Source organism: Streptomyces sp. NPDC043812 (assembly GCF_056436245.1).
On record NZ_JBWKCY010000010.1, the window covers coordinates 91,039 to 109,199 of the forward strand.

16 protein-coding genes are annotated in these 18,161 nt (G+C 71.2%); 12 read left to right on the forward strand and 4 right to left on the reverse strand.

The genetic code is table 11. The features are described 5' to 3' along the window. Positions 1-308: 308 nt before the first annotated feature. From glgA to AC067Z_RS16810, 4 genes are all read left to right on the forward strand, one after another. Positions 309-1,472, forward strand: coding sequence for a glycogen synthase (glgA, locus tag AC067Z_RS16795; RefSeq protein ID WP_478790269.1), 1,164 nt, complete (start codon positions 309-311; stop codon positions 1,470-1,472). A 103-nt stretch (positions 1,473-1,575) separates the two neighbouring features. Beyond that, positions 1,576-2,793: a glucose-1-phosphate adenylyltransferase gene (gene glgC, locus AC067Z_RS16800; protein ID WP_478790270.1), complete on the forward strand. Its 1,218-nt coding sequence runs from the start codon at positions 1,576-1,578 to the stop codon at positions 2,791-2,793. Between the two features lie 534 nt (positions 2,794-3,327). Continuing rightward, on the forward strand, positions 3,328-4,791 hold the full coding sequence (locus AC067Z_RS16805) for an SDR family NAD(P)-dependent oxidoreductase (protein ID WP_478790271.1): 1,464 nt from the start codon (positions 3,328-3,330) through the stop codon (positions 4,789-4,791). 314 nt (positions 4,792-5,105) lie between these two features. Next, positions 5,106-5,276 carry a hypothetical protein gene (locus AC067Z_RS16810; protein ID WP_478790272.1) on the forward strand — a complete coding sequence of 57 codons (171 nt, stop codon included), beginning with the start codon at positions 5,106-5,108 and terminating at the stop codon, positions 5,274-5,276. Positions 5,277-5,361: 85 nt separating this feature from the next. Here AC067Z_RS16810 and AC067Z_RS16815 read toward each other — a convergent pair whose 3' ends face one another. From AC067Z_RS16815 to AC067Z_RS16825, 3 genes are read right to left on the reverse strand one after another with little or no spacing between them, the layout of a single operon-like run. Beyond that, positions 5,362-6,768, reverse strand: coding sequence for a lipase maturation factor family protein (locus AC067Z_RS16815; RefSeq protein WP_478790273.1), 1,407 nt, complete (start codon positions 6,766-6,768; stop codon positions 5,362-5,364). Between the two features lie 34 nt (positions 6,769-6,802). Beyond that, complete coding sequence (locus tag AC067Z_RS16820) at positions 6,803-7,342, reverse strand: DUF1990 family protein (RefSeq protein WP_478790274.1); 540 nt, start codon at positions 7,340-7,342, stop codon at positions 6,803-6,805. Continuing rightward, positions 7,339-8,157 (reverse strand): YndJ family protein, encoded by an 819-nt coding sequence (locus AC067Z_RS16825; RefSeq protein WP_478790275.1) that lies wholly within the window; start codon positions 8,155-8,157, stop codon positions 7,339-7,341. The genes AC067Z_RS16820 and AC067Z_RS16825 overlap by 4 nt, the downstream gene beginning before the upstream one ends. A gap of 154 nt (positions 8,158-8,311) precedes the next feature. Here AC067Z_RS16825 and AC067Z_RS16830 point away from each other — a divergent pair, with 154 nt between their 5' ends. The 7 genes from AC067Z_RS16830 (at position 8,312) to AC067Z_RS16860 (ending at position 16,356) form a co-directional block, all read left to right on the forward strand. Further along, positions 8,312-9,442, forward strand: coding sequence for a DUF6777 domain-containing protein (locus tag AC067Z_RS16830; protein WP_478790276.1), 1,131 nt, complete (start codon positions 8,312-8,314; stop codon positions 9,440-9,442). A gap of 54 nt (positions 9,443-9,496) precedes the next feature. Next, positions 9,497-11,569: a SpoIIE family protein phosphatase gene (locus tag AC067Z_RS16835; protein ID WP_478790277.1), complete on the forward strand. Its 2,073-nt coding sequence runs from the start codon at positions 9,497-9,499 to the stop codon at positions 11,567-11,569. Between the two features lie 103 nt (positions 11,570-11,672). Beyond that, positions 11,673-13,079, forward strand: a complete 1,407-nt coding sequence (locus AC067Z_RS16840) for a wax ester/triacylglycerol synthase family O-acyltransferase (protein ID WP_478790278.1) — start codon at positions 11,673-11,675, stop codon at positions 13,077-13,079. Positions 13,080-13,205: 126 nt separating this feature from the next. Further along, on the forward strand, positions 13,206-14,231 hold the full coding sequence (locus AC067Z_RS16845; protein WP_478790279.1) for an aldo/keto reductase: 1,026 nt from the start codon (positions 13,206-13,208) through the stop codon (positions 14,229-14,231). After that, a complete protein-coding gene (locus tag AC067Z_RS16850; RefSeq protein ID WP_478790280.1) occupies positions 14,228-14,551 on the forward strand; it encodes an L-rhamnose mutarotase in 324 nt (107 codons plus the stop codon). The genes AC067Z_RS16845 and AC067Z_RS16850 overlap by 4 nt, the downstream gene beginning before the upstream one ends. Next, positions 14,548-15,390 carry an amidohydrolase family protein gene (locus AC067Z_RS16855; RefSeq protein WP_478790281.1) on the forward strand — a complete coding sequence of 281 codons (843 nt, stop codon included), beginning with the start codon at positions 14,548-14,550 and terminating at the stop codon, positions 15,388-15,390. Before AC067Z_RS16850 ends, AC067Z_RS16855 begins: the two co-directional genes overlap by 4 nt. Positions 15,391-15,495: 105 nt before the next feature. After that, positions 15,496-16,356, forward strand: coding sequence for an Fpg/Nei family DNA glycosylase (locus AC067Z_RS16860; protein WP_478790282.1), 861 nt, complete (start codon positions 15,496-15,498; stop codon positions 16,354-16,356). A gap of 12 nt (positions 16,357-16,368) precedes the next feature. Here the strand turns inward: AC067Z_RS16860 and AC067Z_RS16865 are convergent, their stop codons facing one another. Beyond that, positions 16,369-17,037: an anti-sigma factor family protein gene (locus tag AC067Z_RS16865; protein WP_478790283.1), complete on the reverse strand. Its 669-nt coding sequence runs from the start codon at positions 17,035-17,037 to the stop codon at positions 16,369-16,371. 158 nt (positions 17,038-17,195) lie between these two features. Here AC067Z_RS16865 and AC067Z_RS16870 point away from each other — a divergent pair, with 158 nt between their 5' ends. Then, positions 17,196-18,035, forward strand: coding sequence for a LytR/AlgR family response regulator transcription factor (locus AC067Z_RS16870; RefSeq protein WP_478790284.1), 840 nt, complete (start codon positions 17,196-17,198; stop codon positions 18,033-18,035). Positions 18,036-18,161: the final 126 nt, after the last annotated feature.

Here is an 18,161-nt window from a genome sequence, read left to right on the forward strand (position 1 = left end):
GGCGGACCCGGCGGAGGCCGAACCGTGCGACACGCTCGGGTTCATACACCAGTATCCGATTTGCGCCACCGCGGCGCGCGGCGCCGGGCCGGTGCACGGCCCCGGGGTGGTTCGTTCTCCGACGGCCACCGCGACATCCTCGACCGTGAGCCGGTGCGCCGTCACCGGGGTTTCCCGCAGGCGCAGCTCACGCTCCGTGGCTCCGCGGTCGCGGCAGGCCGCATCTGTGACCGCCCGTGGGCGCCCCCGCACCCCTCGGTGCCGGACGCACCCTTCCCCGGCGCTCATATCTGAGTGACCATCAAAGGGTGAAGGTGGGACTGCTCACACGCGAGTATCCGCCCGATGTCTACGGCGGAGCCGGGGTCCATGTGGAGTTCCTGGCGCGGGAGTTGCGCGCACTGGCCGATCTGGAGGTCCACTGCTGGGGTGAAGGCGCCACCGACGGCGTGCTGCGCCATGGCCCCTCCACGCGTCTGGGGAACGCGAACGACGCGCTGCGCACGTTCTCCGTCGACCTGTCGATGGCCGCGGAACTGGCCGGCCGCGACCTGGTCCACTCCCACACGTGGTACGCCAACCTGGGCGGCCATCTCGCGAAGCTGTTGTACGGGATTCCCCATGTGGTCACCGCACATTCGCTGGAGCCGCTGCGCCCATGGAAGGCCGAGCAGCTCGGTGGCGGCTACGCGCTCTCCGGGTGGGCCGAGCGTACGGCGCTCGAGTCCGCCGACGCGGTCGTGGCCGTCTCCCACGGAATGCGCGACGACATCCTCGCCTGCTATCCCGCCCTCGATCCCGGCCGGGTGCACGTCGTGCACAACGGCATAGACACCGCGCTCTACCGCCCCGACCCGGGCACCGGAGTGCTGGACCGCATCGGACTCGACCCGGGCAGGCCCTTCGTGCTGTTCGTCGGCCGCATCACGCGCCAGAAGGGCGTGCCGCACCTGCTGCGTGCCGCCCGTGCGTTCGATCCCGACGCCCAGCTGGTGCTGTGCGCGGGGGCACCGGACACTCCCGCCGTCGACCGCGAGTTCCGGGAGCTGTTCGCCGAGCTGGACAGGGCACGGGACGGCGTGCACTGGATCCCGCAGATGCTGTCGCGCCCGCAGGTCGTCCAACTGCTCACCCACGCCACCGTGTTCGTGTGCCCGTCGGTCTACGAGCCCCTGGGCATCGTCAATCTGGAGGCCATGGCGTGCGGAACGGCAGTGGTCGCCTCAGCGGTCGGCGGTATTCCCGAGGTCGTCGACGACGGACGCACCGGACTGCTGGTTCCGTGCGATGCCGACGACGCCGAGGGGTTCGAAGCGGGCCTGGCCGCGGCGGTGAACCAGGTGCTGGGCGATCCGGAGGCGAGGGCACGGATGGGGGCGGCGGGCCGGGAGCGCGCCGTGCGGGAGTTCGGCTGGGACGAAGTGGCCCGGCGCACCTACGGACTGTACGAGGAGCTGCTGCGGCAGGCGTGAGCGGCTCCGGGCTGTGGGGGCCGCACCGGGCGGCCCCGGACACAGGCCGAGGAGAAGGGCGCGGCTGGGCAGGCGTGACAGGGCAGGCGTGGAGGGAGCGGCGATGCGCGGTGGACCTTCGGTGCTCGGAGTCGTACTTGCCGGCGGTGAGGGGAAACGGCTGATGCCGCTCACCGCCGACCGTGCGAAACCGGCAGTGACCTTCGGCGGCACGTACCGCCTCGTCGATTTCGTGCTCTCCAGTCTGGTGAACGCCGATATCCTGCGGATCTGTGTGCTGACGCAGTACAAGTCGCATTCGCTGGACCGGCATGTGACCACCACCTGGCGGATGTCGAGCCTGCTCGGCAACTACGTCACGCCCGTCCCCGCCCAGCAGCGGCTGGGCCCGCGCTGGTATCTCGGCAGCGCGGACGCGATCCTGCAGTCGCTCAATCTGGTCCACGACGAACAGCCGGACTACATCGCGGTGTTCGGCGCCGACCACGTCTACCGCATGGATCCCCGGCAGATGTTGCAGCGGCACATCGAGAGCGGCGCGGGAGTCACCGTCGCAGGGATCAAGGTTCCGCGTGCGGATGCCTCGTCGTTCGGGATCATCACGCCCGCGTCCGACGGCGCACGGGTGGAGCGGTTCCTGGAGAAACCGGCCGACCCGCCCGGACTGCCCGGTGACCCGGACCAGGTCTTCGCCTCGATGGGGAACTATCTGTTCACCACGAAGATCCTCGTCGACGCCCTTCACCGCGACGCCGAGGACGCACGCTCCGTACACGACATGGGCGGCTCCATCCTGCCCATGCTGACCGAGCGCGGTGTGGCCTACCTCTACGACTTCGATGAGAACCATGTGCCGGGCGAACGCGCTCATGAGCATGGCTACTGGCGCGACGTGGGGACGCTCGACAGCTACTACGACGCCCACATGGATCTCATCTCGCCCAGGCCGGCCTTCGATCTCGACAACCGCCGGTGGCCGATCTACACGCACCCCGGGCAGCTCCCGCCTGCCCGCTTCATCGGCGCAGGTATCGCGAGCGAGTCGATCGTCAGCCCCGGCTGTGTGGTGCGCGGCCAGGTCACCCGGTCCGTGCTCTCACCCGGAGTGCAGATCGGGGAGGGCGCCGTGGTGCAGGGCTCCGTGCTGCACGACAACGTCCGCATCGGGCGGGGCGCTGTGGTGCGCGGCTCGATCCTGGACAAGAACGTGGATGTGCCGCCCGGAGCCACGATCGGCGTCAATCCGGAACGTGACCGTCGGCTCTACACCGTCTCCGAAGGCGGCGTGATCGCCCTGGGCAAGGGACGGCCGGTCGACTGACCGCGGGGAGGAACTCCCCGGCAGGGCATGCCGGACCCCCATCCGGCATGCCCCACCTCCCCCATGAAGTGGCCGGCGCATGACGACGACCGCCGCCCACATCGGCTCTTTCGGATCACATAGTGGGGCGCAACCGGTCGATGTGTGTGGGCATTGTGAAATCTGGCGTGAAACGGATGCGCCGGGACCGCATGAGTGCTGGGGCGATCCCGACGTCCGCGCGGCCCCCGGTGATCTCGTGGATCCGTACGGCGCTTCGGGGCAAGCGTTTGCTCCCGCAGGGGAGTCCCGTCAAGGGTCCGGACCGATTCGCGGGGGAGGCCTCCCGGCGCGATTCGGCCAGCCGCCGCGACGGCGCGCCACCCCCGGCAGGTGCCACGAGGCCACCCCGTCGTGATCGGGCACCCCGGCGGAGCTCGCGCCGCCACATCCGTCGCCGGAGCATGACCCGCGTCATTTGGCCGTCACCCCATTGCCCCGTAAAATCGCGCTTTTGGAACTGCGGCATTCGAGTGATCGGGAACGACAAAGGCCATGACCCTGACAGAGGACAGCCCGGTGTACGGACCGGGCATCGACCCCGAGCGTCTGGCCGTTTGCCTGAGCGTGCTCGACGAGCTGGACAAGCTCGATGTCGACCACCCCGACGCCATCACCGTGCGCCGCGCCACAGCCGGGATCTACCGGACGGTCAAGCAGCGCCGCCGCCAGGAGCGCCGCGCGGCCAAGACCGCCCACGACAAGACGGTCACCGAGGCCACCGCGACCGGCTCCGCCGAGCGGATCGACGACGAGACCCAGGGGCTGCTGCCCAGCTCCTCCGTTCTCGGCGAGATCGCCGGCATACTCCAGCGCCCGCGGTCCTGCTACATCTGCAAGACCCGCTACGTCGAGGTCGACGCCTTCTACCACCAGCTGTGCCAGCCGTGCGCCGCCGAGAACCGCGCCCGGCGCGACGCCCGCACCGATCTGACCGGCAAGCGTGCCCTGCTCACCGGCGGCCGCGCGAAGATCGGAATGTACATCGCGCTGCGCCTGCTCCGTGACGGTGCGCACACCACGATCACCACACGCTTCCCCAACGACGCGATCCGCCGGTTCAAGGCCATGCCGGACAGCGACGACTGGATCCACCGGCTCAAGATCGTCGGTATCGATCTGCGCGACCCCGCGCAGGTCGTCGCTCTCGCCGACTCCGTCGCCGCCGAGGGTCCGCTCGACATCCTGATCAACAACGCCGCACAGACCGTGCGCCGCTCGCCCGGTGCCTACAGCGAACTCGTCGCCGCGGAGTCCGCTCCGCTGCCCGCGGGCGAGCTGCCGCCCGCCCACGTCATCGGCACGTTCGGCAGCGGTGCCGTGGAGTCCGTGGCCGCACTGCCCTCGGGCGGTGGCGAGGGCCTGACCGCGCAGGACGTCACGGACCTCGCGCTCGTCAGCGGTTCCGCGTCCCTGGAGCGCATCGCGGCGGGTACGGCCATCGACGCGGGCGGTCTGGTCCCCGACCTGCATGACACCAACAGCTGGATCCAGACCGTCTCCGAGGTCGACCCGGTCGAGCTGCTCGAAGTGCAGCTGTGCAATTCCACCGCGCCGTTCATCCTGATCAGCAGGCTGCGCCCGGCAATGGCCGCCGCACCGGGCAAGCGCAAGTACGTCGTGAACGTCTCCGCCATGGAGGGCGTCTTCAGCCGTGGCTACAAGGGAGCGGGCCACCCGCACACGAACATGGCCAAGGCCGCGCTGAACATGCTCACGCGCACCAGCGCGCAGGAGATGTTCGAAAGCGACGGCATCCTGATGACTGCCGTCGACACCGGCTGGATCACCGACGAGCGCCCGCACCCGGACAAGATGCGGCTGGCCGAGGAGGGTTTCCACGCCCCGCTCGACCTCATCGACGGAGCCGCGCGCGTCTACGACCCGATCGTGCGCGGCGAGGGCGGCGAGGACATGTTCGGCTGCTTCCTCAAGGACTACGCGCCCGCGAACTGGTAGCAGCAGGCGAAAGCGGCGAATCGGGCAACTCGGCGTTATTGCGGCGCCCTTAGGCCGGTGCACCAGCAGGTGCACCGGCTTTTGTCCACCCAGAGGGGGTCGTTGGCCTGAAATGGGTCGGATTTCCGGCCCCATCGAGCATGGGGCCGCTCATTTGGTTACCCTAGGGTGAATGGACGGCCTCCAAGGGTTCCACCAGTCCCCTTCGGTCGTCCTGGGACAGGCCTTCAACCCGGCTGCGGTCCCGCCCGAGTTGACGGCGCCACCGCGACCCGACTGCCCTGTTCCCGTTACGCGACACGGAGGAGTGCGCGGTGACACGAGATGTGAAGCAAGAGACGAGGCCGGCGGAACACGTCGGCGAACGGGCCGCCAAGGCCGAAGAAATTCGTAACCTCGAAGTCTGGGCCCGTTCGGCCCCGATCAGGCTGGCCGGATACGAGGAAGACCTCGCGGAGCCGCACATCCTGCCCGGCATCGACTAGATCTGTGCCGCGCCCCCGTGCCCCCTGCCCGCCCCGGCAGGGGGCACGGACGTGGTTCGGGCCCTCGCGGTGGTCGTTCCGGTCCTCAGCGCAGTCTGGTCGGCGCCAGGAATTCCCGCACCGGGGTCCGGTGCCACCACGCACCCGTCGCCCGCCACTCCGCCCACGTCGTGAACCGGTAGTGGTAGACCCGGGCGCGTACCTGCAGGGGCGGGGCGTCGGGGAACGGATTGCTGGCGAGCAGCCGCAGCGTGTCCCGGTCCCCTTCGAGCAGCCGCTCCACGAACGGCAGGAACCAGGACCGCGCATAGGCGGGCGACAGTGCGGCGAACCACATCATCCAGTCGAGCCGCAGATGGTACGGCGCGAACTGCCGCGGAAGTCTGCGGACGTCACCGGGCTTTCCCCGGAAGCCGTACTCCCGCCACCGGGTTCCCGCATGGACGATCGGCTCGTCTGTCCCCTCGACGACCAGCTCGTACCGGACTCGTCCCACCGTCCCGAACGCGCCGTAGGAGTTGACCAGATGGAGGGGATCGTACGACCGGTTCATCGCCTGTCGGCGGGACAGCAGATTGCGCGCCGGCCGGTAGCTGAGAGCGAGCAGCCCGACCGCGACGGCGATGACGACGATCTCGTACCACAGGGGCGCGTCCGGCAGTGCGGGACCGTCGGCGACCAGTGAGCCGTCGACGGCGGACAGGGCGAGCACGATCGTCAGCCAGTTCAGCCAGGCGAAGTTGCCGGACAGGACGAGCCACAACTGCGTCGCGATGATCAGCCCCGCGGCGATGCTCGCCACCGGTTGCGGCGTGAAGAGCAGCACCGGTACGAGCAGCTGCACCACATGGTTGGCGCCCACCTCCATCCGGTGCGCGCGCCGGGGCAGATGGTGGAAGAACCAGCTGAGCGGCCCCGGCATCGGCTGCGTCTCATGGTGGTAGTACAGGCAGGTCAGATCCCGCCAGCAGCGGTCGCCCCGGAGTTTGATCAACCCGGCGCCGAACTCCACCCGGAACAGCACCCATCGCAGCAGCCACAGCACCACGACAGGTGGCGTGGTGCGCTCGTTGCCGAGCAGGATCGCAAGGAAGCCCGTCTCCAGCAGCAGTGATTCCCAGCCGAACCCGTACCAGGTCTGGCCGACGTTGACGATCGACAGGTACAGCAGCCACAGCACCGCCCACCACGCCATCGCGGCGCCGAGCGGCACGTCGTCCGCCGCGCCCGCCACCAGCGCGGCCGCCAGCAGTGCCCCGGTCCAGGCGACGGCGGCGAAGAAACGGTCGGAGTAGTGCAGCCGGAACAGGGTCGGCGCCTGCCGGGCGGGCGCCCGTCGCAGGAACTCCGGCACCGGCAGCATTCCCCGCTCGCCGATGAGCGCCCGGAACTGCAGTGCGGCGGACACGAAGGCGATCAGGTACACGGCGGCCAGAGCCCGCTGGAAGACCAGCCGGCTCAGCCAGTAGGCGTCGTCGCCGAACCATTGCATCGTCTCCAGTATCGGGCCGACCCGGCTCCGATGATCAGCGGAGCGGGTGTTTCCCGCCCGCGGCGATCCCCCGCAGCGCACGCGTCAGAAGGCGGGCGTACAGCTTCTGCGCGACGGGCACCGCAGGGCCCGCGAGCCGGGTGTACCAGGCGGCCGGCCGGCTGAAGGCCGTCACGGTGAACCACACGGAACCGTCGTCGCGCAGGTCGACGACGAACGACTCCTCGCCGCACTCGGGATGCCCGGTCAGCGTCCCGTATGCGAAGCCCGTCCGGTTCCTCTCGTACGCCGCCCAGATCACCTCGCACGGCGCGTCGAGCCGCACCGGCCCGGCCCCGACCGAGATCCGGACCCGCACCCCGGCCCCGGCCCGGGGTGCCGTGGCCCTCACCCGGGCGCCGGAGCCGCGGTGCGCGTCCCACGAGGTGACCGCCGCGCCCGCCGCCTCGAAGACGGCCCGGCCGCGGCCGATCCGGGCGGTGTGGTGAAGGTGGTGATAGCCGGCCGGGAGCGGGTCCAGCCGGGTGGCGCCCTTCTCCGGGTAGGTCAGTGTGCCGTCGATGCCGGTGTTCATGCCGGTGTCTCCTTCAGTCGTTGCCATGCGAGCACCGAGCAGAGCGCGAAGCCCAGTGCGTTGCCGAGGCCGTGGGTTGCGGCCATCCAGGCCAGATCGGGGTGCGGCAGGCCGGTGGCCTCGCCGACCGCCCAGCTCAGGGCGAGCACCATCGTCGCCACCAGTACGGCCGCGGAGACGCCGAGCAGGGTACGGGTACCCGGATCGCGCTCGCCGGTGCGGACATCACGCCAGGTCAGCAGGGCGACCGCCCACATTCCTGCGGTCAGTACCAGGGCGCCCAGCAGCTCGGCCCAGTCGTCGACGAAGTACCCGCCGAGCACCAGCAGGGTGCCGAGCGGGACGCTGAGGGCGGCGAACCGTGCGAGCCGTCCGCCTGCCGCCCCGCACACCAGACCCGCCACCAGTGCCGCGGCGAAACCGGCGAAGTGGAAGTGCGGCACGGTGAGCGCGAGGATCGGCAGGGTGAAGCCGAACAGCTCGTGACCGGCGCGCTCGGCCACGAGCGCGGTGGCCGCGACGGATGGCGTGACCAGTGCGGTGAGCACGGCGATCTCGGCGGGCGCGAGAGACCGTGTGCGCCGCAGTCGCAGTCCGGCCTGGAGGGCGAGCAACAGGGTGCCCGCGGCGTAGACGGCGGCGAGTGCGACTGCCGTGGCGCCGCGCGGGAGCCACAGCGCCGCCGATCCCGCCACTGCGAACAGCGGCCATGTCCGCCGAATGGTCGCGAGCCAAACCGGGTCGATCAGCCGCAGCCCCGCAGGCACCACGAACAGCATTCCGAGCATCACGATCATGTTGACCAGTACGAACATCTCGCCCTCCCCTGGGATTGAACGTGTTCAAACCCTGCGCTCCGCAGCCTAGGGCTTGAACTGAACGCGTTCAAGTCGCGCCGGATCCGACTGTCCGTCAGAAATTGAGGACATGTCGAAATGCCGGAGGCGGGAGATCTTGGTGCGCTCATCGATGCGTCGTCTGTACGCGGCGGCTGCCGCGTCGTGCGTAGGTTTGCTGGTTGCCGGGTGCGGCGGCGCGAGCCGCGCCGCCGAACAGGAAGAGGTGATCCTCCAGTCGAGCGAGGCCGAGGGTTCGGACCCCTTCATGGCATCGACCGTCATCTCCATGGCCGCGTTCGCGCCCCCGCGGGTGACCCCCGCCGCCAAGAGCCCCTCGGGTGGAGGCACCACGCTGCGCACCCTGTCCGGCTCGACCCCCGGCCTCTACGGCGGCACCCAGGGAGTGGCCAGCTGCGACGTCGAGGAGCAGGTCCGGCTCCTGGGCGAGGACAAGGAGAAGACGCGCGCGTTCGCCGCGGCCACGGACGTCGACCGGGCGGACATCGCCACATTCCTGCGCGGACTCACTCCGGTCGTCCTGCGGGCCGACACTCGCGTGACCGATCACGGCTTCGACGACGGAGAGGTCACCGGCTTCCAGGCCGTCCTCCAGGCGGGCACCGCCGTCCTCGTCGACCAGTACGGCGCACCCCGCGTGCGCTGTGCCGGCGGCAGTCCCCTCGAGCCGCCGGTGGCCGTCAAGGGTGCGATGGTCGTCCAGGGCAAGGCGTGGGCGGGATACCGCGCCGACCGGGTCGTCGTGGTCAAGCCCGCCACGCAGATCATCAACAACCTCGTGATCGTGAACGTCGTCGACAATTCCTGGATCGAACGTCCCTCCGGCACCGACGGCGAGGAGGACGCGCACCCCCAGGTGCTGCCGCCCGTCGACCCCGACGAGGTGTTCTCGGACCTCTCGCGCACCGACGTCCCCGGTTCCGTCGAACCGAGCCCCTCCGGCGACGGGTCCACCGCGGCCGGCGCGGTGCCCGCGCCGCAGGCCCCCGAGCCCCAGCAGCCGGCGCCGGTCGCGCCGGGGACCGAGGCGCCGGCCGAGGTGCCGCAGGGCCCGGACTACCCGCAGGAGCCGCAGTACCCGCAGGAACCGGTGGAGCCGCAGGAGCCGCTGGGCCCGGAGGATGAGCTCGCGCCGCAGCCCGACGGCCCGCCCGTCCATGACGAACAGCAGCCCGTGCCCGTCGAACCGGACCCCGTTCTCCCCTCGGCGGAGCCCGTCGTTCCGGACGCCGTCCAGGGCTGAGCGGGACGGGCCCATCCGTTCGTGGAATGGGGCAAATGATGGCAGAGTGGCCCCATGGTTGATCGGGCAGCGGGCGCCCTGTCGCTCCCCGACGACTGGCCGGCGCACCCGGACGTGAGTCTGACCCTCAACCGCATGGGCAGCTTCGACTGGGACCTGACCAGCGGGCTGATGCACATGGACAAGCCCGCTCTCGACGTGTTCGATCTGCGGCCCGACGAGTACGACGGCCGACCGGAAAGTCTCGGCGTGCGAGTGCCGGCGGACGAGGCCGTCCGTCTCGACAGCATGGTCGCCCAGGCACTCAAGCGCGGGAGCGACCACTACGGCGCGTACTTCCGCATCCGGCGCAGGGACGGCACCCTGCGCTGGACACACACCCAGGCATGCGTACGGCGCGACGGGACCGGGCGTCCCGTGCGCATCATCGGCATCGTGCGGGACGCCACGCAGGAACTCGCCGACTCCACGGCCCGGGTCGAGGTGGACGTCGAACGGCAACGACAGACCAGCGTCGTCGAGTCGACCACCGCCGCTCTCGCCCACGCCCGCACCGTGCGGGACGTCATCGAGCTGCTGAAGAACTCGCACGGCATGGAGCACCTCGGGGCCACGAGTCTGGTGATGGGCCTGCTCGAGTCCGGCCGCATACATCTGGTCGCGGAGGGACCGGACGGGTCGTTCGTCCCGGGCACCCGCTACACCCGGGTCGACGAGCAGTACCCGATGAGCGAGGTGGTGCGCACACTTGCGCCGCGGTTCATCGAGTCCAAGGAGGACTTCGCCGACTCCTATCCGGTTCTGTGGCCCCACATCAGCGGACTCGGCATCTCGGCCGCGGCGTACATGCCGCTGATCGCCCAGGCCCGGCCCATCGGGGCGCTCGGCCTGCTCTACCGCGACAAGACCCACTTCAGCCTGGAGGAGCGCAATCTGCTGGTCGCGCTGAGCAGCAGCATCGCCCAGAGCCTTCAGCGCGCCGTCCTCTACGAGCAGGAGCACGACCTCGCGGAGGGCCTGCAGCAGGCGATGCTGCCGCGCCGCATCCCCGAGGTGCCCGGCGCGCAGATCGCTGTGCGCTACCGCTCGGCCCGGCTCGGCCGGGACATCGGAGGGGACTGGTACGACATCATCGCGCTGCCCGGGGGCCGGGTCGGCGCCGTCATCGGCGACGTACAGGGGCACGACACGCACGCCGCGGCCGTCATGGGGCAACTGCGCATCGTGCTGCGGGCCTACGCGGCCGAGGGTCACACCCCGGCCGCGGTGATGGCCCGTGCCTCGGTCGTTCTCCACGAGCTCGACACCGACCGGTTCGCCACCTGCAGTTACGCGGAGGTGGACCTGTCCACGGGCGTCGTGCAGATCGTCCGGGCCGGACATGTCGACCCGCTGATCCGCGACCAGGACGGCAGCTGCCGCAGACTGCCGGTGCAGGGCGGGCTGCCGCTCGGGCTCTCGGCCGAGTTCGGGCGGCTCGAGTACCCGGTCAGCACCGTCGAACTGGATCCGGGCCAGACGCTGCTGCTGTACACGGACGGACTGGTCGAGAAGCCCGGCGCCGATCTCGACGACGGCATGCAGGAACTGGTCGCGCTGGTGCGCAACGGACCGCGCGAACTCCAGCTGCTGGCAGACCGGCTGTGCGAAGTGGTCGACGAGCGCGGCGGGGACGACGACGTCGCCCTTCTGCTGCTGCGCCGCAAGGGGGCCTATACGCCGCAGGCCGGTGGCCGGCTGCAGCAGCACGTGGCGCAGAACGACCCGGAGGCGCTGCGCTCCTCGCGGCACATGGTCCGAGCTGCCGTGCGGGCGTGGGGGGCGGGGGAGCGGGCGGACGAGATCGAGTTGGTCGCCGACGAGATGATCACCAATGCGCTGATGCACACCGACGGCGGCGCCATCGTGACCGTACGGGTGCTGGCCGGCGGCGAGCGGCGCCTGCGGGTGGAGGTCGAGGACCGTTCCAGCGCGCTGCCGCGGCGTCGGGACGCGGGGGAGTCGGGGGTCTCGGGGCGCGGGCTGATGCTGGTGGACTGGCTGTCCGAGTCCTGGGGTGTGGAGTCGCGCGGCAGCGGCAAATGCGTCTGGTGCGAGTTCGCGATCCCAGAGCGGGTCGCGATCTGATGGCCGTCGACTGTTAACCGTACGTGAACGATCTGTACTTGACCGTAACCGACCGAAAGCGATTGACTGCGTTCTCCGGTGTCCCGGAAGACATGAGGAACATGTGAGCACTGAGCTTCTCGCCCCGCTCGACCTGGCCTTCTGGCATCTCGAGTCCACCGGCCACCCGATGCACCTCGGCGCCCTCGCGCTCTTCGACTCCGCACCTGGTGGCGACGCCGGGGACACCGGGAGCCTCCTCGGTCTGCTGGCCGCCCGCGCCTGCGCGATCCCCCGGATGCGGATGCGGGTGCGTGACGTCCTGCTGCCCGTAGGTGGCTCCGCCTGGAGCACCGCCAAGGACTTCGACGTGCACCGCCATGTGCGCGAAATCCGGTTGGACGGGGACGACTTCGACGCCGAGGTCACCGCGGCGGCCGGAGAGCTGATGGAACGGCCGCTCGAACGCGGTCTGCCGCCATGGGAGATGTACCTGCTGCGCGACACCGGCGACAAGCGGTTCGCCGTGCTCGTCAAACTCCACCACGCCCTGGCCGACGGCATGCGGGCGGTGGCCATCGGGGCGGGCATCTTCGACGAGATCGCCGACGTACGGACCACCGGAACGCGCCGCCCCCGGCCCGTTCCGCCCCGCTCCTGGCTCGCAGGGCCCCTCGACCTGGCGGGCTTCGCCAGGGCGCGTATGGAGGAGCTTGGCCGCGCGGTGGGCGTCGGGGCCTCCGTCGTACGCGCCAGCCGGCTCGACCCGCGCGGCCTGCCCGCCCTGACCGCACGTCCCAGCGGTACCCGGCGGCTCGGAACCGCCGTGCTGCCCCTGGAGGAGGTGCGACGCGTCCGCCGGGTCGTCGGCGGCACCGCCAACGACGTCCTGCTCGCGGTGGTCGCGGGTGCGCTCCGGCGCTGGATGTGTGAACGGGGAGAGCAGCTCCCGGACTCGGGTCCCCGGGCCCTGGTGCCGGTGACCCGTCGCCGCCCCGGCAGCCCGCCCGGTTCGGGCAACAGGCTCTCCGCATATCTGCTGAAGCTGCCGGTCGCCGAGCCCGACCCGCGGGCGCGCCTGGCTCTCGTGCGGACGGCCATGGACCGCAACAAGGCGGCGGGGCCCGCGCGCGGGGCCGGTGCGGTCGCGGTGCTCGCCGACCAACTGCCGCCCCTGGCCCACCGGTTCGGCGCACCGCTCGCGGGCGGCGCGGCCCGCCTGCTCTTCGACGTCCTGGTCACCAGCGTGCCGCTGCCCCGCTCGGCGCTCTCCCTGGGCGGGCATCCCTTGCGCGAGATCTACCCGATGGCACCGCTCGCCCGCGGTCAGTCGCTGGCGGTGGCGCTGTCGACGTACGGGGGGCAGGTGCATGTGGGCCTGGTCGCCGACGGCGAGGCGCTGCCGGACCTCGGCCGGCTCACGCTCGCCCTGCGGGATGAGCTCGACGAATTGCTGACCCTCGACACCCTCGACACCCTCGACACCCTCGACACCCTCGACACCCGCGACTCCCTCGTCTCGCCGCGATAGATCGGACAGATGGCGGGTGCTGTCGAAGACTTCGCCGCTTCATGGGTGTTGACGCCCACAAGTGATCCGATGAATATTCGTTGGTGATCGAAGGCCGTCCGACCCAAGGCGAGGGGCAGCAACGGGATGCGACGAAGCACGCTCGGACGCACGACGGTGGAGATCACCCGGGTCTCCCTCGGTGCGGCCGCCATCGGCAACCTCTACCGTCCCGTCGGCCCCGAGGCCGCCGCCGCAGCCGTCGACGCCGCCTGGGAGTCGGGCATCCGATCCTTCGACACGGCACCCCACTACGGACTCGGCCTGTCCGAACGCAGACTCGGCGAAGCCCTCCGCGGCAGGCCCCGCGACGCCTACACCCTCTCCACCAAGGCCGGGCGTCTGCTCGAACCCTGCCCACCGGACGGCGACGACCTCGCCCACGGCTTCGCCGTCCCCGCCGACCACCGCCGCGTCTGGGACTTCACCGCCGACGGCATCCGCCGCAGCATCGAGGAGAGCCTCGGGCGCCTCGGCCTCGACCGCATCGACATCGTCTACCTCCACGACCCCGACGACCACCAGGAAGCCGCCTTCCGCCACGCCTATCCCGCACTGGAGAAGCTGCGTGCCGAAGGTGTCGTCGGTGCGATCGGCGCGGGAATGAACCAGGCGCCGATGCTCACCCGCTTCCTGCGCGACACCGACGTCGACGCAGTGCTTTGCGCCGGCCGGTACACCCTGCTCGACCAGAGCGCCCTGACCGAACTGCTGCCGGAAGCGGCCACCCGCGGCAAGAGCGTCGTGGTCGGCGGCGTCTTCAACTCCGGCCTGCTCGCCGACCCGCGACCGGGCGCACACTACGACTACACCGAGGCACCCCGGCCGGTCCTCGACCGCGCGCTGCGCCTCCAGGAGGCCGCGGCCCGGCACGGTGTACCGCTGCGGGCCGCGGCCCTGCACTACTCCCTGGGCCATCCCGCCGTCGCCGGCGCCCTCGTCGGCTGCCGCAGTGCGGCGGAGGTCCGCGACGCGGCCGCCCTGTACGCCATGCGCGTACCGCCCGCCCTCTACGACGAACTGTGCGCCGAAGGGCTGCTGCCCGCGCCGCCGCAGGTGCCGCCCGCACCGACCGCTCCCCGGCCGCAGAAGGACTCGGAGGACAGCCGATGAGAGTCGCCCTGCACACCAAGGTCCGCGCTGACCGCATCCACGCCTACGAACAGGCCCACCGCGAGGTCCCCCGGGAACTCACCGACGCCATCCGTGCCGCCGGCGTCACGGCCTGGACGATCTGGCGCAGCGGCACTGACCTGTTCCACCTCCTCGACTGCGACGACTACGCCCGGCTGCTCGCCGAACTGGAGCAACTGCCCGTCAACGTCGCCTGGCAGGCCCGTATGGCCGACCTGCTCGACGTCGTCCACGACTACTCGTCCGCCGGCAACGACGCCTCGCTGCCCGTTGTCTGGGAGCTGGGAAGGCCCCGGTGACGTTCGTCGACGCCCACCACCATGTGTGGGACCTCTCCGTGCGGGACCAGGACTGGATCACCGGCGCCGAGATGGCCCCCATCCGGCGCAGCTTCTCCCTCGCCGACCTGCGCCCGGAGGCGCGGGCGGCGGGCGTGCACGCCACCGTGCTCGTGCAGACCGTGTGCGTAGCCGAGGAGACCCCCGAGTTCCTCGCCCTCGCCGCCGCCGAGGATCTCGTCGCCGGAGTCGTCGGCTGGACCGATCTGACCGCCCCCGACATCGCCGACACCCTTGCCGCACTGCGTCAACTCCCCGGTGGCGGACATCTCGTGGGCATCCGCCACCAGGTGCAGGGGGAGCCCGACCCCCGGTGGCTGCTGCGGCCGGACGTGCTGCGCGGACTGGAAGCCGTGGCCGGTGCGGGGCTCGCGTACGACCTCGTCGTGCTGCCGCACCAGCTGCCCGCCGCCGCCGAGGCCGCGGCCCGGGTGCCCGGACTGACCTTCGTGCTCGACCACCTCGGCAAACCCCCCGTCGCCTCCGGTGAGGACGAACCGTGGGCCGGCGCCGTCCGCGTGCTCGCGGAGCTGCCCAACACGGTGTGCAAACTCTCGGGCCTGGTCACCGAGGCCGACTGGTCCGGCTGGACGGTGAGCGGTCTGCGGCCGTACGCGGACACCGTCATCGACGCGTTCGGGCCCGCGCGGCTGATGTTCGGCTCCGACTGGCCGGTGTGCCGGCTCGCCGCCTCGTACGCGGAGGTCGTCGACGCGGCGCGCGGGCTGACGGACCGGCTGTCCGCGGACGAGCGACGGGCGGTGTTCGGGGAGACGGCCGCACGTGTCTACGGGCTGTAACGGCACCGGCCGGCACCGCGGTCCGGGCGCACCGCACCGACCGCCCCAGGCCCTGCATCCCGGATCCCGCGCGCATCGGCCCGCCGGGTGCGGCAGGCTGGAGGCATGCCCGAACTGCCTGAGGTCGAAGCGCTCCGGGAGTTTCTCGACGGCCATCTGGTCGGCAGGGAGATCGCCCGTGTCATGCCCGTGGCCATCAGTGTCCTCAAGACGTACGACCCGCCGCTGACCGCGGTCGAAGGCGCCGCCGTCACCGCGATCGAACGGCACGGCAAGTGGCTCGACATCACCGCCGCCGGACTGCATCTCCTGGTCCACCTCGCCCGCGCGGGCTGGCTCCAGTGGAAGGACGAGTTTCCCGCCGCGCCGCCGCGGCCCGGTAAAGGGCCCCTGGCCCTGCGCACGGTCCTGATCGACGGCAGCGGATTCGACCTCACGGAGGCGGGTACCACCAAACGCCTCGCGGTCCATCTCGTACGCGAACCCGCGGATGTGCCCGCAGTGGCCGGGCTCGGCCCCGACCCGCTCGCCGAGTCCTTCGACCGCGCGGCGTTCGCCGCGGTGCTCGCCGGGGAGCGGCGCCAGATCAAGGGGGCACTGCGCGATCAGGGCCTGATCGCCGGGATCGGCAACGCCTACAGCGACGAGATCCTGCACGCGGCGAAGATGTCCCCGTTCAAATCCGTGCACAACCTCGACGAACATGAGACCGACGTGCTCTTCGAGGCGCTCCGCACGACGCTCGGCGACGCCGTCGCACGCTCGCGGGGCGTGGCCGCCGGCCGGCTCAAGTCGGAGAAGAAGAGCGGTCTGCGCGTCCACGGGCGCACCGGGGAACCCTGCCCTGTCTGCGGCGACACCATCCGGGAGGTGTCGTTCAGCGACTCGTCGCTGCAGTACTGCCCCACGTGCCAGACAGGCGGCAAGCCGCTGGCGGACCGCAGGCTCTCGCGCCTGCTGAAGTGAGCCGTCCGCGGCTCAGCCGCCGATCGACAGCAGCCGCTCGCCGCCTTCACCGCGCACCTCCCACCGGCCGATCTCGGCCGCGTGCAGACCCGTGCTCCCCTCGATGTCCAGCGGGCCCGCGTGCCCCGGCGCGTCGTCGACCCCGTAACCGCCCTTGGGCACCCACCAGCTGATGACCGGATGCTCCACCCCGTCCTTGCCGATCGCAATGAGCCAGCATGTGCGCGGCCCCGGGAGGCTGTCCAGGCGCATCGCGACCGACGTGCCGGACCCGTGGTTCTCCAGCGCCACCGCGGCGCGCACTCCCGTGACCGGATCCGTCGCCACCACGCGCGGCGCGGGCGGCTGTTGGGCGTCCTGCATCGCGACCACGGCACCCGGCAGCCCGACGATCAGCACCGCCGCCGCGGCCACCAGCCGCATACGCCGCTTCCGGCTCCGCCGCCGGTCCAGCGCGACATGCTGGGTGAGCCGGTCCAGCAGCTCCGGCGCGGGGCGGGCGTCCACGCGGGCCGGGCCCGCCAGTTCGGCGACGGCCTGCGCAACGGCAGTGAAGTCCGAGAGCCGTACCGCGCACATCACGCACTCGGCGAGATGGTCCTCGAAGCGGAACGCTTCGGCGGGTTCCAGGATGCCCAGCGCATAGGCGGCCACATCCTCGTGCGGCTGCTGGCGGCTCATGGGCGGTCCTCGATTCCTCATGTTACGGGCGGTCACCCTGGAATACGCAGCAGGAAGGCGTTGCGCTCAACCTGTCCGTAACGCTTCGAACGCGATCGCAAACCCGTACGGAAACAGGCCCATGGTCCGCGCTCCCCGGCACGCCTACACTCCGCAGCATGCTGCGCGTACTGGCTGTCGACGACGAGAAACCGGCGCTCGAGGAACTGCTCTACCTGCTTCGGGCCGATTCCCGGATCCGCAGCGCGGAGGGGGCGACGGACGCGACCGAGGCGCTGCGCCGCATCGGGCGGGCGCTGGACGCCGGGCCGGACGGCGACGACGCCATCGACGTCGTCTTCCTCGACATCCACATGGCCGGGCTCACCGGACTGGACGTCGCGAAGCTGCTCGCCGGATTCGCCCGGCCCCCGCTGATCGTCTTCGTGACGGCGCACGAGGGCTTCGCGGTGCAGGCCTTCGACCTCAAGGCAGTCGACTACGTGCTCAAGCCGGTGCGCAGGGAGCGCCTGGCAGAGGCGGTGCGCAGGGTCCGCGACCTGGTCGTCTCCCGGCGCGAGGCGCAGCCCGATCCGCTGCGCGACGGCAGGCCGGACGCGGTGCAGCCGGCGGCGCCCGCCGTGCTGCCCGGCCCGGAGCAGATACCCGTCGAACTGGGAGGGATCACCCGCTTCGTCCCGGTCGACGACATCACCTATGTCGAGGCCCAGGGCGACTACGCACGACTGCACACCGCCGAGGGCAGCCACCTGGTCCGTATCCCGCTGTCCACGCTGGAGGAGCGGTGGGCCCCCCGCGGCTTCGTCCGCATCCACCGCAGCCATCTCGTCGCCCTCGGCCGTATCGACGAGCTGCGCCTGGATGCCGGGGCGACGAGCGTGCGGATCGGCAGCGCCGAGCTGGCCGTCAGCCGTCGCCATGCCCGCCAGCTCCGGGACCTGCTGATGCTCACCCGCAGCCCGAAGAACACCGGCGGTGCTCCCACCGGCCGCGGCTGAGGACGATCCGGTGGACCGTTCGGCGTCCCTGAGCGGCCGTTCGGCGCCGGTGGGCGGCCGCACGGCGACGCACCTGCTCCGCTGGGCGAGCCGTCCCCGACCGTGGCCCCGGCCCCCCGACCACGC

Coding starts and splice junctions, on each gene's coding strand:
- AC067Z_RS16845 (WP_478790279.1), top strand. CDS start 13,206: ATGCGACGAAGCACGCTCGGACGCACGACGGTGGAGATCACCCGGGTC.
- AC067Z_RS16835 (WP_478790277.1), top strand. CDS start 9,497: ATGGTTGATCGGGCAGCGGGCGCCCTGTCGCTCCCCGACGACTGGCCG.
- AC067Z_RS16820 (WP_478790274.1), bottom strand. CDS start 7,342: ATGAACACCGGCATCGACGGCACACTGACCTACCCGGAGAAGGGCGCC.
- AC067Z_RS16805 (WP_478790271.1), top strand. CDS start 3,328: ATGACCCTGACAGAGGACAGCCCGGTGTACGGACCGGGCATCGACCCC.
- AC067Z_RS16870 (WP_478790284.1), top strand. CDS start 17,196: ATGCTGCGCGTACTGGCTGTCGACGACGAGAAACCGGCGCTCGAGGAA.
- AC067Z_RS16825 (WP_478790275.1), bottom strand. CDS start 8,157: ATGTTCGTACTGGTCAACATGATCGTGATGCTCGGAATGCTGTTCGTG.
- AC067Z_RS16860 (WP_478790282.1), top strand. CDS start 15,496: ATGCCCGAACTGCCTGAGGTCGAAGCGCTCCGGGAGTTTCTCGACGGC.
- AC067Z_RS16850 (WP_478790280.1), top strand. CDS start 14,228: ATGAGAGTCGCCCTGCACACCAAGGTCCGCGCTGACCGCATCCACGCC.
- AC067Z_RS16865 (WP_478790283.1), bottom strand. CDS start 17,037: ATGAGCCGCCAGCAGCCGCACGAGGATGTGGCCGCCTATGCGCTGGGC.
- AC067Z_RS16830 (WP_478790276.1), top strand. CDS start 8,312: ATGCGTCGTCTGTACGCGGCGGCTGCCGCGTCGTGCGTAGGTTTGCTG.
- AC067Z_RS16815 (WP_478790273.1), bottom strand. CDS start 6,768: ATGCAATGGTTCGGCGACGACGCCTACTGGCTGAGCCGGCTGGTCTTC.
- glgC (WP_478790270.1), top strand. CDS start 1,576: ATGCGCGGTGGACCTTCGGTGCTCGGAGTCGTACTTGCCGGCGGTGAG.